Here is a 14,144-nt window from a genome sequence, read left to right as displayed (position 1 = left end):
GTCTTTTGTAAATTGTGAACTAAACACTAGGAATTTTAAGTTGAATCACGTAAATATAGGATTATCCTATTTTAAATAGCAAGATAGAAAGGGACGTGATCATGGGAAAACTCAATAAAACAGACCGAGAATGGCAAAGAGAGTTATCGCCTGACGAATTTCGCATTACGCGACAAAAGGGGACGGAACCAGCCTTTACGGGGAAATATTGGAATACTAAACAAGCCGGCACTTATGTATGCCGTTGCTGTGGTACGCCATTATTTAATTCTGAAAATAAATATGACAGTGGTTGCGGCTGGCCAAGTTTTTATAAGCCACTCAATACGACTGTGATAGAAGAGCATCAAGATACAACACATGGCATGGTGCGTACAGAAATTGTATGTCATCACTGTGATGCTCATTTAGGCCATGTTTTTACAGATGGACCTGAGCCTACAGGTTTACGTTACTGTGTAAACTCGGCTTCATTAGAACTAGAAACACAAGAAAAAAGTGATGAGGATACTTATCCATGACCAACATTTATCAGTTTGAAGCGGAATTGTTAGATGGAAAAAATAAATCCTTTGCTGACTATGAGGGCGAAGTGCTGCTCATCGTCAATACGGCCAGTAAATGTGGTTTTACACCACAATTTGCTGGACTAGAAAAAATTTATGAGCAATATCATGCACAAGGGTTTGAGGTGTTAGGCTTCCCTTGTAATCAGTTTGGGGGGCAAGATCCGGGTAGCAATGAGCAAATAGGAACATATTGTCAGAAAAACTATGGGGTGACTTTTCCCATGTTTTCCAAAGTTGATGTTAAAGGCCCTGAAGCCCACGCCATATTCCGGTATTTAACCAATAACAGCAAAGGGATTCTCGGCAGCGGCATTAAGTGGAATTTTACAAAATTCTTGATTGGTAAGGATGGCAAAGTAATTAATCGTTATGCGCCAACCACCAAGCCTGAAGCGATTCAGGCAGATATTGAAAAAGCATTACAACAATAATCTGTTGATGTGTTGTCAGTGATGAAAGAGCAAGGCGCTTCAGTTGAATTTTGGAGTGATCCGCGCATGCCTTATGTGGAAACACGTCGGGCATGTGCAAGTCGTGCTTGTTATAAAGCTCATAGTCATCCGACATTTTCAATTGGAGCAGTGGATCAAGGCAACAGTATTTTCACTAGCCACTTCGGTGGAACGCAACAAATAGACGCTGGTACTTTGGTATTGGTTCCTGCACATGTAGAACATGCGTGTAATCCTGTTCCAGATCAGGCTTGGAGCTACCAAATGATGCATTTAGATGCACATTGGTTGAATCAGTTATTACAAGAAACTGCACATAAAGATGCTTATCAAGACATACCGCAGTTCAAACCCGTGCTGTATAAACAGCCTAAGATGTATCATGACCTCAGTTGTCTTAACAGTCAATTATTTGATACTGCACTGTCTTATTGGGAAAAAGAACAAACCTTAATCACAACACTTACTGAGCTTTTATTTCCATATATTCAGCTAGAATTTCTTGCTCCTCAACACTATGCACAGCAAGAGTTTAAGCAGCTTTTATCGATGATTCAGGATGCTGATGTGTTTTTATCATTAGAGCAAATGGGCTTTGTTGCACAAACCTAGCATAGAAGGCTTATTCAGCAATATAATTTCAAAATGAATAAGCCCAACCTTAAAATCTATCGTACAACCAATTGGTCTTCCTATAATCGAGCCTTAATTAACCGGGGCAATATTTGCATTTGGTTTGATCCAAAGACTCAGTGGTATGCACAGTCACAAGGCAAACAAGGTCGAAATCAAATCTACTCCGATACAGCTATTCAATGCTGCTTAATGATCAAATCTCTATTTCGACTATCTTTACGTATGGTCACAGGTTTTGTTCAAAGTCTGATTAAACTTTGCGGATTAGATTGGACAACCCCAGATTACACAACACTTTGTAGAAGACAAAAGCATATTGATATTGCGATTAGCTACCAAAAAAGTAGCGATGGACTGCATCTACTTATGGACTCTACTGGCTTGAAGTTTCTAGGTGAAGGTGAATGGAAACGCAAGAAACATGGATCTGAATATCGTCGTCAATGGCGTAAGCTCCATATTGCTATAGATGCTGAAACCCTGCAAATACGTGCTGTACAACTCACCACAAATGATGTCAGTGATTCACAAGTACTAGAAGATTTACTTGCTCAAATTCCCTTGGATGAGCAAGTTGATTTTGTCTATACAGATGGTGCTTATGACACAAAGCACTGCCGACAAGTCATTTTAGATCGAGATGCACATGCGGTAATACCACCAAGGAAAAATGCAAAGCCCTGGAAAGATCAGCAAGCGAGGTCTATAGAGCGGAATGAGTTATTGAAAACAATCAAACGGCTAGGAAGATCCCTTTGGAAAAAGTGGTCTGGTTATCATCGTCGAAGTTTGGTGGAAACCAAGATGCATTGCATCAAATTATTAGGCGATAAATTAACTGCAAGGAGTTTCCCTAGTCAGGTGAATGAGATTCATGCACGCGTAGCAGTCTTAAATAAATTCACAGAGCTAGGTCGCCCTCATACCCAAGTTGCCACTTAAATTTGGCTCACTTAGGGTAGCTCTGCCTTTCAAACCTTTGTGCAACAAAGCCATTAAGAAATGCTTCAACGGGTGCTAGTACACTCTACCGTTTTGATAATGCTCGTGTAGACATGGTCAATACAGGTGAGGTTGGGGTACGTGGAAAGTTCGATACAGGTTCAATTAAACATAATTTAGTTGTTTCTGGATCAGCATTTCAACTAAATACGAGAAATGCCTATTTTATGGATTCAGGGAATCCATTGAACTCTAATATTTATCATCCTATTCAACATGACCAACCTGCTACTTTAACACCAGCATTCTCAGGTGGAGATATGGATAGTCCGAAATTGACCACTCGGACGCGCTTAAGAAGTGTTGCTATTGGGGATAATCTGACTGCATTAGATGATAAATTAATTATCATGTTGGGTGCGCGTTATCAGCAGATTCTCCAAGATACATATAACTATGCTCAAGTGAAAACAGGGGTATATGATAAGAGTAAATGGACGCCTGCACTTGGAGTAACCTATAAAATTACTCCAGAATTTTCAGTATACGCCAACTACATTGAATCTTTATCAAAAGGTTTAACAAATACAACTGGTGGTGTGACCACTACGCTGAAACCGTTTGTGGCTGAACAGAAAGAAGTAGGCGCCAAATATGAAAATGACCATCTTGGGGTGACACTAAGTTTATTTGATATTAATAAACAACGTGGCATCATGCAAAGAATGCCCAATTGACTTATACAGGTTCAACTTATGCAAGTTTGGACAATAATTTGAAAGTTAAAGATTGGACTACGCTTGATTTAGGTGCAAGTTATAGAACTCAGTTTGGTCAAACCCCAACAACATTTAACTTCCTTATAAATAATGTATTTGATAAGGATTATTGGGGTTCTGTTGGTCTATATGACAATATTAACAATACAAGCAACACCAATAATGGCTATTTAGTTGCTGGTTTACCGCGGACATTTATGCTTAGTGCATCATTTGATTTTTAATTGAATAAAAAAGAAAATCTCCGTTATAGGAGGTTTTCTTTTTTAGATGAGCTGATTTATAAAATTGCTTTTAAGCGAGCAATGACTTGTTCACACTGTGCAAGATCGGCCACTAGAGCGAGACGCACATGGTTTTCGCCTGGGTTACCTTGCTCAGTATCGCGTGACAAGTAACGTCCTGGAAGTACTTTGACATGTGCTTTTTCCATGAGCATTTTTGCAAAAGTTTCGTCATTATCTACTTTTAACCAGTAGTAAAAGCCTGCATCTGGTTTTTGTAGGGGCAGTATATGGCCCAATTCCTTTTGAAATAAATCAAATTTTGCACGATATTGCACACGATTTTCTTCAACATGCGCTTCGTCATCCCATGCTGCAATCGAAGCCAATTGGTGCTGTACAGGCATCGCCGCACCATGATACGTACGGTATTGTAAATAAGGTTTGAGCAATGCTGCATCACCCGCGACAAAGCCAGAGCGCATACCCGGTAAGTTTGAGCGCTTAGACAGTGAGTGGAATACGACACAGTTTTTGTAGTCATCTCGGCCTATTTCAGCACAAACTTCGAGTAGGCCCACAGGTGCAGTATCAAACCAAAGCTCTGAATAGCATTCATCCGATGCAATCACAAAACCATATTGGTCTGACAGTGCGATTAACTTTTTAAACTGCTCTTTTGAGAGTACAGCACCTGTTGGGTTACCCGGTGTGCAAACAAATAACAGGGCTGTTTTCTCCCAGACTTCAGCAGGCACAGCATCAAAGTCACCGAGATAACCATTTTCTTCGGTGCAATTTACAAAATACGGTTTTGCCCCAGCAAGTAAGGCTGCACCTTCATAAATTTGGTAGAACGGGTTAGGCATAACCACATAAGGCGCATCTTCACGATTTACCAATGCCTGCACAAAAGAGAAAATTGCTTCACGGGTGCCCGAAACAGGCAATATATTGTTTTCAGCACTAATCTGATTGAGTTGAAAACGACGAGTCAGCCAATTTGCAATACTGGTGCGTAATTCGGGTATACCTTTACTGTTTGGATAGGTCGATAAATGCTGAAAATTATCGATAATGGCTTGTTTCACAAACTCGGGTGCAGGATGCTTAGGCTCACCAATCGAGAGTGGAATGAGGGGTAAGTCTGCGGGAGTAATATCCTGAAATAGTTTATTCAACTTTTCAAAAGGATAAGGATGTAAAAGGGATAAACTCGAGTTCATGAAACAAAATACCAGTGTGTATTGTTAATGTTGACCACAGACCTGACTAGAGGCTTCATCTAAGGCTGATTTTAGTTGTGCAGCAAAAGTTTCAGCTTCAGTTTCAGTCATGGGTTGACCATCTTTTTTGGTGACAAAGAAAATATCTTCGGCACGCTCACCTAGGGTGGCAATTTTAGCAGAGTGAATATCTAGACCTTGCATCATAAACAACCCGCCTACTTTGGCAAGTAAGCCGGGATGGTCAAGTGTTGCAATTTCAACCATGTTTTGTTGCAGTGCTTCATTCAGCGTAATATCAACGGTGTTTTCAATGTCGAAATGGCGTAGCTGACGAGGGATGCGACGTTGCATGAGCCCAGGGTATTTATCTGAATTGGCTAATGCATCTTTTAATGCTGATAGCACTTTTGCTTCACGTTCAGGGTCGGTTAGCAGAGTACCAAAACGGTCAAGAACGACATAAGTGTCTAAGCTAAATGCTTTGGTTGCGGTAATAATACGCGCATCTTGTACGTCCAAATTCATACGATCGAGAATAGCAACCGTTGTTGCAAACAGGTTGGGCTGATCTTGGGTATAAATAAAGATTTGTACTGCATCTTGAGCAAATTTACGCTGTGCACGCATCAAAACAAGTGGTTCAGGATTGTCACCGTGCTGTAAAATAGCACGTGTATGCCAAGCAATTTCATCAGCAGATTCTTTGAGGAAATATTCATCTCCTAGTTCTTGCCAGACTTTTTCGACATTATCTAGTGCAAACTCTTCGACCAGTTGTTCGCTGGCAGAAAACTTGGTGTCCTCAATTAGCATTTGATAATCCACAGGACGACCTAAACCTGAGCGAATCACGTCACGTGCATGGGTATAGAGCTGACGCATCAGAGAAGCGCGCCACGTATTCCAAAGTGAAGGATTGGTTGCATTGATATCTGAAACAGTCAACGTATATAGATAGTCGAGATGTTCCATGTCACCCATTTTCTCAGCAAAAGCTTTAACCACATCGGGGTCAGAAATATCTTTCTTTTGAGAGGTAACAGACATGAGTAAATGGTTTTGGATGAGCCATGCGACAAGGTTGCATTCACGTTCGGTAAAACCATGACTACGACAGAATTCAATCGCATCGCTTGCACCTAGCTCACTGTGGTCACCACCGCGGCCTTTAGCAATATCATGGAAAATGGCAGCCAAATAGACAATGTCACGACGTGCCAGACGTTGGAACACGGAACTCACGACAGGGAAGTCCTTGGCAAACTCAGGTTCTTTGAAACGGTTTAAGTTCCGCAGTAACAATAAGGTGTGTGCATCTACGGTATAGATATGGAACAAGTCATACTGCATCAACCCCATAATCTGCCCAAATGCAGGAATATAGTTGCCTAAAACGCCATAACGTTTCATTGCCACCATGGTTTCGTATAAGCGATGCGGGGAGCGAATGATAGCCATAAACAGGGCTTGATGCGCTGGATTATCTCTGTATTTTTGGTCAATGCGTTTAGCCGCCAAAATTAACAAACGTAGCGTACGCGCGCGAATGCCTGTAATTTCAGGTCGATTGGCCAATATATAGAAAATTTCTAAAATAGCACTTGGGTTTTCAGAGAAAATCTTATGGTGTTGAACCGCTAGTTTGCCGTCGACTAGTTTAAAATTTTCATTGATTTCTTCAATGTTACGCTCATAGTTCGGTAGGCGTGGGGTAATCACAGATTCATTGAAATAAGCCAACAGCATTTCATTCAGCGTGGTGACTTGTTGAGCGCTTCGATAATAACGTTTCATGAATTGTTCAATTGGGTAATTCGGTGATTTACCTTCTTCACGCACATAGCCAAACTTTGCGGCAATGTCACGTTGATAGTCGAACAGTAAACGGTTTTCATCACGTTTAGTGAGGCGGTGTAGGTGATGACGAATTTCCCAGAGGAAGCTTTCGGCTTCTTCTAATACACCTAACTCAAACTCCGAAATGAAGCCTAAATGCACCAAGTCATAAATACGGTTGACGCGGAAATGCCGTTTAGCAATCCAACCAATTTGGTTAATGTCCCGAATGCCACCCGGCGCATTTTTAATATCGGGTTCTAGATTACTTTCCGTAAAGTTATGCTGTGCATAACGTTTGGCCTGTTCTTCCATTTTTGCATCATAGAAGGTTTTATCTGTCCATGTTTGCGAAACAATGCGTCGCGGCCATTTGGCTAAGTGTTCATTGCCTGTAATTAAACGGGACTCAATGAGGGCTGTGGCAACTGTTAAGTCGGAGGTTGCTTGTTCAACACAGTTGGCAATGGTACGTACACTAATGCCGGGCTTGAAATTGCCGACATCCCAAAGTGAGGAAATAAAGACAGAAATGAGCTTTTCTTGTTCTTCGCTAAACTCATCTTCAGACAAGATCATGATGTCTACATCTGAGTAAGGCAGCATCTCCCGGCGACCATAGCCACCGACAGCAAATAAACTTAAGTCTGTCTGATCGAGTTTTGCATATTTCCATAGGAAAATAAGTGCTTCATCGATCATATTTGAACGCGTTAAAATGACATCACGAATGGATTGGCCATGATCAAAACTTTCTTGTAATTGATTTTCGACATCACTACGCCATTGATTAATGGCTTTGATATCGTGATTACTGCTGACATAGCTAAGCAGTGGAGAAGTATTGATCATGAACCGTATCCGTATATTTTAACAATGCTTAATTTTGATGAACGCTCACCAGTCCAGCAGCTTCGGCCGCTAGTTCACGCGCTTGGTCGGTTGTTTCAGCCCGCGCTGTCGCAACGCCCATACGGCGACGTGTAAAGCCTTCTGGTTTTCCAAAAATGCGTAAATCAGTATTTGGGTTTGCCAAAGCAAGATTTAAGCCAGAAAAAGATAAGTTATTTGCATCCACACCTGCATAGATCACGGCACTCGCAGCAACGCTATGACGTGCTGTATTGACAGGCAGACCCAAAATCGCACGTGCATGTAGTTCAAATTCACTTTGGAACTGAGAGGCAAGCGTCACAAGACCTGTGTCATGTGGGCGTGGTGATACTTCACTAAACCACACTTTATCGCCTTTGACGAAGAGTTCTACACCGAAAATACCACAGCCACCCAATGCGATGGTGACTTTATTGGCAATACGCTTTGCTTCGTCAAGTGCCGCTGGTGTCATGGCTTGAGGCTGCCAGCTTTCAACATAGTCGCCCGCGTCTTGGCGGTGACCAATTGGGTCGCAGTACGAAGTTTCAATTTCACCCGTTTCTGGGTTTTTTGAACGTACTGTTAATAGCGTAATTTCAAAATCAAAATCAATTTGTGATTCTACAATCACTGTCCCTTGATTTACACGACCACCTGTTTGTGCATATTTCCACGCAGCATCTACTTCTGAAAATTCTTTTACGCGGGATTGGCCTTTACCAGAAGAGGACATGACTGGTTTAACAAAGTTTGGATAACCAATGTCATCACATGCAGCACGGAAAGATTCTAAAGTATCTGCAAAACGGTAAGCCGATGTCGGTAAGCCCAGTTCTTCCGCAGCTAAACGACGGATGCCTTCACGGTTCATGGTTAAATTAACCGCTTTTGCAGAGGGGATGACTGTGGCAATATTTTCTTGTTCGATTTCAACCAATACTTGTGTCGCAATGGCTTCAATTTCAGGGACAATTAAATTCGGCTTAACGTCCTGAATGAGTTGTTTAAGCGCTGTCGCATCTGCCATATTTAAGGTATAGGCATAGTGTGCCACTTGCATTGCAGGAGCATGATCGTAACGGTCAGCAGCATGAACTTCTACACCCAAACGTTGTAAAGAAATCACAACTTCTTTCCCAAGCTCTCCAGAACCCAATAGCAGGACTTTAAATGCTGAAGGCTGAAGTGGAGTACCAATAGTAACGCTCATGTAAATCATCCATGCTTGATTTTATGGGCTTTTAGCATAGCAGAACTCTTAAAAGTGTTCAGGGTTCATTCACATAAATTAATGATATTGTCCAACAATTTTTTTTATAAAGCTGCGCATTCCAAAGTCAAAATTTTCATGCAAAAGGATGCTAAATAAACTTTTCCAATCAAGCTGGAAATGACTTGCACAGCTGAGCGCTTCAAATAGTAAATTAGGTTTTGATGGATGCAAGATATGGGTTAAAAAGGCATAGGAATATAGGTATAAACCAAACCATAGCTCAGTGCTGCGGTGAGTGTAGCGGGGACAATTTGCTTAAACTTGAAATAAAGTCCGGCTAATACGATGAAGCCGACTAACATGGCAAAGCTTTTATTGGGTGTATCTAACAGTGGTGGCAAAGTTGCAACCACAAGCATTGAACTAATCGCCGCAATACCAATCGAACCCAATGCAATTTTTAACCATAGAGCACCGCGCTTTTGTGAACCTTGCTGGAACTTTTGAATGACGAAGAATGGGCCAAAGCGTGAAGCAAAATTTGCAATACCCACTACAATGCCGACCAAAATAATTTCGATATTCATGCTTGATCTCCCATATGTTCAGGGTCTGGTTTTTTCAGTACATAGTGCTTAAACAAACCTGCAAATATACCTGAACTGATACCAATAAAAATTGCAGCAGATAAGTCAATAAAATAGCAGGCAATGGCAGATACAAGAATGGTCACAGCCACCACAAAAGTGTGTTTCTTTTCAAATGCTGCCAATAAGAAACTTAAGAACAGTGCAGGTAATAAAAAGTCTAGAGCGGCTTGTAAAAACTGGGGTAAATGACTGACTTGGTCTGCAAACATTCCACCTAGAAAAGAACCTGTAGCCCATGCGAGCCAACTAAACAGGCTTAAGCCCAGCATCCAAGACTCAGACCACTCTTGACGGCGTTGTGACAGTTTAATCATACCTGAGGCAAAGACTTCGTCGGTTAGCCCCCATGACCAAATAGCGGTTTTTTTTAAGTTCAGTTTATCTTGAATTAAGTTTTGTAGCGCAGGGCCATAGAGTAAGTGACGAATATCTAGGGCAATCACAGTGAGGGCAGTCATCCAAATAGACGTGCCACTACCCAATAGTGCAACCACTAAAAACTGACTGGCCCCTGCATACATTGAGCAGGATAAAAATAAAGCTTCCCATGCACTAAAGCCAAACTGGGTTGCAGATACACCAAAGGCAAAAGAAACAGGCAGATAGGTAAAGATAATCGCTTGGCTATCCTTAGCCCCTTGCCAAAAGCCAGCAGCTTGTGCAGGAGTGGGATTAAGTTCGGACACAACACACCTTGAAGAAGACTTTATCAATAGGTCAAAATTGATTGTGTATTGTAACTGAATTCACTAGCATAGTGCCCAATTGTTTGTTGAGGCGTTTAACCATGTTGAAGCTCGAATTACGTACTTTAGGGCTGGCTGCTATAATTGTAAGCAGTTTACTTTTGCAAGCTTGTGGGCAGTCAGAGCAAGCTCCTGAACAAAAAGTAGAAATTAAGGCTGCGCCAAAAATTACCAATGACGCGACGGAATATGCCCAGCGTGCTTGGGTGTTTATTAATGAAGTAGATGGCTTGGTATATAACAAGCAACTGGATCAGATTGAAGCTAAAGTCCGTCATCCTGCACGTAAACTCAGTACGGACTGGCGTATTAATGTCAAAATGACAGACTCAGTGACCGAAGGAAAATACGCACTGTGTCGTAAAGCCTTGACCAGCTTAGAAGTGTGGGCACGTGAGACCTTAGACGGTTCTTCGAGTGTTGCACAGAAACAGAGCGATTATGAGCGTGATAAAGCACAATGTCGGGGCGCAATTGATAACCCCAGTTTAGGCAATACTGACCCTAAAAAAGTGGGTGTCTAAGACCGATATAGCATGATTAAAAGCGAGTTTTAAAACTCGCTTTTTTATGGTTGTAGCTTTAATGAATAATATAATAAAAATAGTAAATTATCCCAATGCAGTAAAATATCGGAATTGAGTCGAATTTTGAGAGTTAATCTAAAAAATTTAGCTGTTGCAATGTTTGCATTAGCTGCCTGTCAAACACGGTGACAGCAGTTTCAAGTCGGGGAGATAAATAGCCAAGACGTTAGGCCGTGTAGCAATATTTTATATGGTTCATCACTGTGAGTTGGACTATTAAGGGGCACATTTGATTACTTATTCTGAGCTATGTGCAATTCTATGCAGCTTTGCAGGATCTAAAATCTTAATCTTTTTAAACGCAATTGCCAGTATTCCTTGTTTTTCTAAGTTTTGAAGTTCTTGGTTGATGGTTTGGCGTGAACACATCAGCATTTGAGCCAGTTGCTCCTGTGATAAATGAATTTCATCATTGGTAATCGATAGATGGTTGCCATAACCGCTTAAAATAAACAGTAAGCGTTGAGCCAGTCGTTGACTGATATTTTGACTTTGGATTGCGATCAGTTCTAAAAAAGCGAGGCGTAACTTCTGCGAAGCAAGCTGTGCAATATGAAACCAAAATTCTGGGGTGGCTTGGATAAATTCCTCAACATCGCGTTTAGGTAGATGGAGCAGGGTACTTTTTTGCATAGCAATCGCATCGTGCGAACGCGGTTGCTGATCTATTAAAGAAATTTCTCCAAACCACATAATCGGTTCTGCGATTGCTGCAACTGCTTCTTTACCTTCAATGTCGACATGACCTAAGCGAATTGCGCCGTTCAAGACTGCATAGATGCCATTAAATAATTCTCCAGAGTGAAAAACAGCTTGGTCTTTTGCAACCTCAATATATTTGGCATGTTGCACAATATACTGTTGATAGGCTTGTGGTAGTTTGGCGAACCAATTGTTATTGAGTAATTGTTGTTGATGTTGAATTTCCAGCATTCCGCGTCCTTTCGTGATTGATCGAGCAACTTGTCAGGTCGACGACAACTTGATGGGCTGTTTTCCTTTAAAGTTATTCTATATCGTGATCAATATCATGCAATAAGGAAATACAGTATGAGTAAATTAGAAAAATTATTAAGTCAGTATGCAGCTTATCATCTTGATCATAAAAATATCGTGACCCACTTTGTTGGTATTCCGCTGATTGTGTTTTCAATTATGTGCTTAACCGCGAGAGCTGGCATGACTGTGGGCAGTTTTGAAATTACCTTGGCGATGGTTTTGATCTTAGCGAGTATTGTTTACTACCTGAGCTTAGATCGAATTTTTGGTGTGATCATGTTAGTGATCTATGCCATGGCTTATCCATTGGCTTATAAAATTGCACAGTTTGATTTGGGACTTTGGTTAGGTCTCAGTATTGGTATTTTTGTCGTTGGCTGGGCGTTCCAGTTTGTCGGGCATTTCTATGAGAAGAAAAAACCGGCCTTTATGGATGATGTGATTGGCCTAGCCATCGGTCCATTATTTGTTTTGGCGGAAATGGTGTTTATGCTTGGTTTTAGAAAAGACATCGAACAACGCATGTTAGATGAAGCGCGCAAACAGCGTGCTGCAATGGATAATAAACATGTCTCTGTGACATCACATTAACTGAATTATTTTATCGATAAAAAGCCAGTGAATTTCACTGGCTTTTTTATGTTGTTTTAAGATGTCTTCACGACTTTATGTGTATCTGGTTGAGCTTTGGGTGTATTCGGGTTTGGAGCATGAGCATCTTTATGGGATTTATTGGTCATATCATTGGCTTTCATTGAATCATCTTTCACCATTTTATCTTGCTTCATGGCTGGATCTTGTTTGGCTGTTTTGTCTTGTTTCATTGCCTGATCATGTTTCGTCACGTTCATGGTTGCGATGCACTTACCACCTTTATGATTTGCACCTGTACCACCCGACAGTGTTGTTCCTTGTGGGCATGCAAATGCTGTAGCGCTAAGCGTTGTGAATAAACCTGCTGCAATAAATGTGCTGATCTTTTTCATTTTCGTTTGTTCAAGGAAGGCATTAGTGCCTGTGATTAAATTAGCGATAATGCGAAAGAATAGAAGTTATAATATTGTGTGAGATCCAAACGGATCAGGTGTTCATATGTTATTTAATGCTGTTTTTAAGATTGGTTTAAGCTTATAAAAAAACCCGATGGGTATCGGGTTTTTTTATATTCGGAACGACTTATACGTTAAAGCGGAAGTGTAGAACATCACCGTCTTGAACGATGTACGTTTTACCTTCTAAACGCCATTTACCTGCTTCTTTCGCGCCTGCTTCACCGTTGTATTGAACGAAGTCGTTATAAGCAACACATTCAGCACGGATAAAGCCTTTTTCGAAGTCAGTGTGGATCACACCCGCCGCTTGTGGTGCAGTTGCACCCACTTTAACGGTCCAAGCACGAACTTCTTGTACACCCGCCGTGAAGTAAGTCTGTAAACCTAAAAGACCATAGCCCGCGCGAATTACTACGTTTAGACCTGGTTCTTCCATGCCTAAAGCTTCAAGGAACTCAGCACGGTCTTCGTCTTCTAGCAGTGAAATTTCAGCTTCGATTTGGTTGCAAAGCGGAACTACGATTGCATTTTCTTCAGCTGCCAGTTTTTTCACAGCATCTAAATGTGGGTTGTTTTCAAAACCATCTTCAGCAACGTTCGCAATATACATGGTTGGTTTTAAAGTCATTAAACCAAAACCACGAACTAGTTTACGTTCGTCGTCGTCTAGGTCAGCTGCGCGAGCAGGTTTGCCTTCATCAAGTAAAGGTAAAATTTTGTCTAAAACCGCTTTGGTTGCGAGCGCTTCTTTGTCGCCACCTTTTGCAGATTTTGCTAAACGAGTCACTGCTTTTGTCACAGTTTCTAAGTCAGCAAGTGCAAGTTCCGTATTGATGGTTGCGATGTCATCAAGCGGGTCAATTTTACCGTTAACGTGAATGACGTTTTCATCTTCAAAACAACGTACAACGTGAGCAATCGCATCTGTTTCACGGATGTTTGCAAGAAATTGGTTCCCCAAGCCTTCACCTTTAGATGCACCCGCAACTAAACCTGCAATGTCTACAAATTCCATCGTCGTTGGAATCACACGTTGAGGTTTTACAATCGCTGTTAATTTGTCTAAACGTGGATCTGGCACAGGAACGATGCCTGTGTTTGGTTCAATGGTACAGAATGGGAAGTTTTCAGCAGCAATAGCAGCTTTAGTCAATGCATTGAAAAGTGTAGATTTACCAACGTTCGGCAAGCCGACAATACCGCAATTAAAACCCATGAAATAACTCACAACGTGTTATATAAAAATTGCCAGTGATTTTACATGAAAGCCATGACAAAGTCAGGTCTCAGGGGAGAAGAATCAAAGTTGTAAATCATGTTGTGGGCAGAACTTCCTCATTTAAGCCTTATGTAT

The 14,144-nt window shown here is 41.3% G+C and carries 14 protein-coding genes and 1 pseudogene; 7 read left to right on the top strand and 8 right to left on the bottom strand.

All coding sequences use genetic code 11. From position 1 onward, the window contains the following. Positions 1–101: 101 nt before the first annotated feature. From msrB to ACY3FQ_RS09530, 5 genes and pseudogenes are all read left to right on the top strand, one after another. A complete protein-coding gene (gene msrB, locus ACY3FQ_RS09550; protein WP_005399615.1) occupies positions 102–521 on the top strand; it encodes a peptide-methionine (R)-S-oxide reductase MsrB in 420 nt (139 codons plus the stop codon). Next, entirely contained in the window at positions 518–1,000 is a 483-nt protein-coding gene (locus ACY3FQ_RS09545; RefSeq protein WP_004980122.1) for a glutathione peroxidase, read from the top strand. Before msrB ends, ACY3FQ_RS09545 begins: the two co-directional genes overlap by 4 nt. A 21-nt stretch (positions 1,001–1,021) precedes the next feature. Then, positions 1,022–1,633 (top strand): AraC family ligand binding domain-containing protein, encoded by a 612-nt coding sequence (locus tag ACY3FQ_RS09540; RefSeq protein ID WP_489774417.1) that lies wholly within the window; start codon positions 1,022–1,024, stop codon positions 1,631–1,633. A 33-nt stretch (positions 1,634–1,666) separates the two neighbouring features. Then, positions 1,667–2,599 (top strand): IS5 family transposase, encoded by a 933-nt coding sequence (locus ACY3FQ_RS09535; RefSeq protein ID WP_489773955.1) that lies wholly within the window; start codon positions 1,667–1,669, stop codon positions 2,597–2,599. 32 nt (positions 2,600–2,631) lie between these two features. Further along, positions 2,632–3,602 (top strand): annotated as a pseudogene (locus tag ACY3FQ_RS09530) (TonB-dependent receptor domain-containing protein); the annotation flags it as partial. A gap of 56 nt (positions 3,603–3,658) precedes the next feature. Here the strand turns inward: ACY3FQ_RS09530 and dapC are convergent. The 5 genes from dapC to ACY3FQ_RS09505 all read right to left on the bottom strand — a co-directional run bounded on the left by dapC (position 3,659) and on the right by ACY3FQ_RS09505 (position 10,092). After that, positions 3,659–4,828 (bottom strand): succinyldiaminopimelate transaminase, encoded by a 1,170-nt coding sequence (gene dapC / locus ACY3FQ_RS09525; protein WP_279739761.1) that lies wholly within the window; start codon positions 4,826–4,828, stop codon positions 3,659–3,661. A gap of 24 nt (positions 4,829–4,852) precedes the next feature. Then, the gene (glnD, locus tag ACY3FQ_RS09520; protein ID WP_489773954.1) at positions 4,853–7,519 is read right to left on the bottom strand and encodes a [protein-PII] uridylyltransferase; all 2,667 of its coding nucleotides are present in this window, start codon (positions 7,517–7,519) and stop codon (positions 4,853–4,855) included. Between the two features lie 28 nt (positions 7,520–7,547). Then, positions 7,548–8,762, bottom strand: a complete 1,215-nt coding sequence (gene purT / locus ACY3FQ_RS09515; RefSeq protein ID WP_171500584.1) for a formate-dependent phosphoribosylglycinamide formyltransferase — start codon at positions 8,760–8,762, stop codon at positions 7,548–7,550. A 233-nt stretch (positions 8,763–8,995) separates the two neighbouring features. Then, entirely contained in the window at positions 8,996–9,343 is a 348-nt protein-coding gene (gene ygaH / locus ACY3FQ_RS09510) for an L-valine transporter subunit YgaH (RefSeq protein ID WP_004980107.1), read from the bottom strand. Continuing rightward, the gene (locus tag ACY3FQ_RS09505; protein ID WP_004693451.1) at positions 9,340–10,092 is read right to left on the bottom strand and encodes an AzlC family ABC transporter permease; all 753 of its coding nucleotides are present in this window, start codon (positions 10,090–10,092) and stop codon (positions 9,340–9,342) included. The genes ygaH and ACY3FQ_RS09505 overlap by 4 nt, the downstream gene beginning before the upstream one ends. A 101-nt stretch (positions 10,093–10,193) precedes the next feature. Here ACY3FQ_RS09505 and ACY3FQ_RS09500 point away from each other — a divergent pair, with 101 nt between their 5' ends. Then, entirely contained in the window at positions 10,194–10,676 is a 483-nt protein-coding gene (locus tag ACY3FQ_RS09500) for a hypothetical protein (protein ID WP_004980102.1), read from the top strand. Positions 10,677–10,976: 300 nt separating this feature from the next. Here ACY3FQ_RS09500 and ACY3FQ_RS09495 read toward each other — a convergent pair whose 3' ends face one another. Next, positions 10,977–11,672 (bottom strand): Crp/Fnr family transcriptional regulator, encoded by a 696-nt coding sequence (locus tag ACY3FQ_RS09495; protein ID WP_489773953.1) that lies wholly within the window; start codon positions 11,670–11,672, stop codon positions 10,977–10,979. Between the two features lie 117 nt (positions 11,673–11,789). Between ACY3FQ_RS09495 and ACY3FQ_RS09490 the strand changes: the two genes are divergently transcribed. Beyond that, positions 11,790–12,329 (top strand): Mpo1 family 2-hydroxy fatty acid dioxygenase, encoded by a 540-nt coding sequence (locus ACY3FQ_RS09490; RefSeq protein ID WP_004693445.1) that lies wholly within the window; start codon positions 11,790–11,792, stop codon positions 12,327–12,329. A 56-nt stretch (positions 12,330–12,385) separates the two neighbouring features. On the opposite strand, the gene ACY3FQ_RS09485 is transcribed toward ACY3FQ_RS09490, so the two are convergent. Both ACY3FQ_RS09485 and ychF read right to left on the bottom strand, forming a co-directional pair. Then, a complete protein-coding gene (locus ACY3FQ_RS09485) occupies positions 12,386–12,724 on the bottom strand; it encodes a hypothetical protein (RefSeq protein WP_348960488.1) in 339 nt (112 codons plus the stop codon). Between the two features lie 190 nt (positions 12,725–12,914). Beyond that, the gene (gene ychF / locus ACY3FQ_RS09480; protein ID WP_004693442.1) at positions 12,915–14,006 is read right to left on the bottom strand and encodes a redox-regulated ATPase YchF; all 1,092 of its coding nucleotides are present in this window, start codon (positions 14,004–14,006) and stop codon (positions 12,915–12,917) included. Positions 14,007–14,144 lie beyond the last annotated feature (138 nt).

The organism is Acinetobacter sp. AB03 (assembly GCF_058107045.1).
Note: the sequence above shows the minus strand (reverse complement) of the source record. Positions and strands in the feature narration are given on the sequence as shown.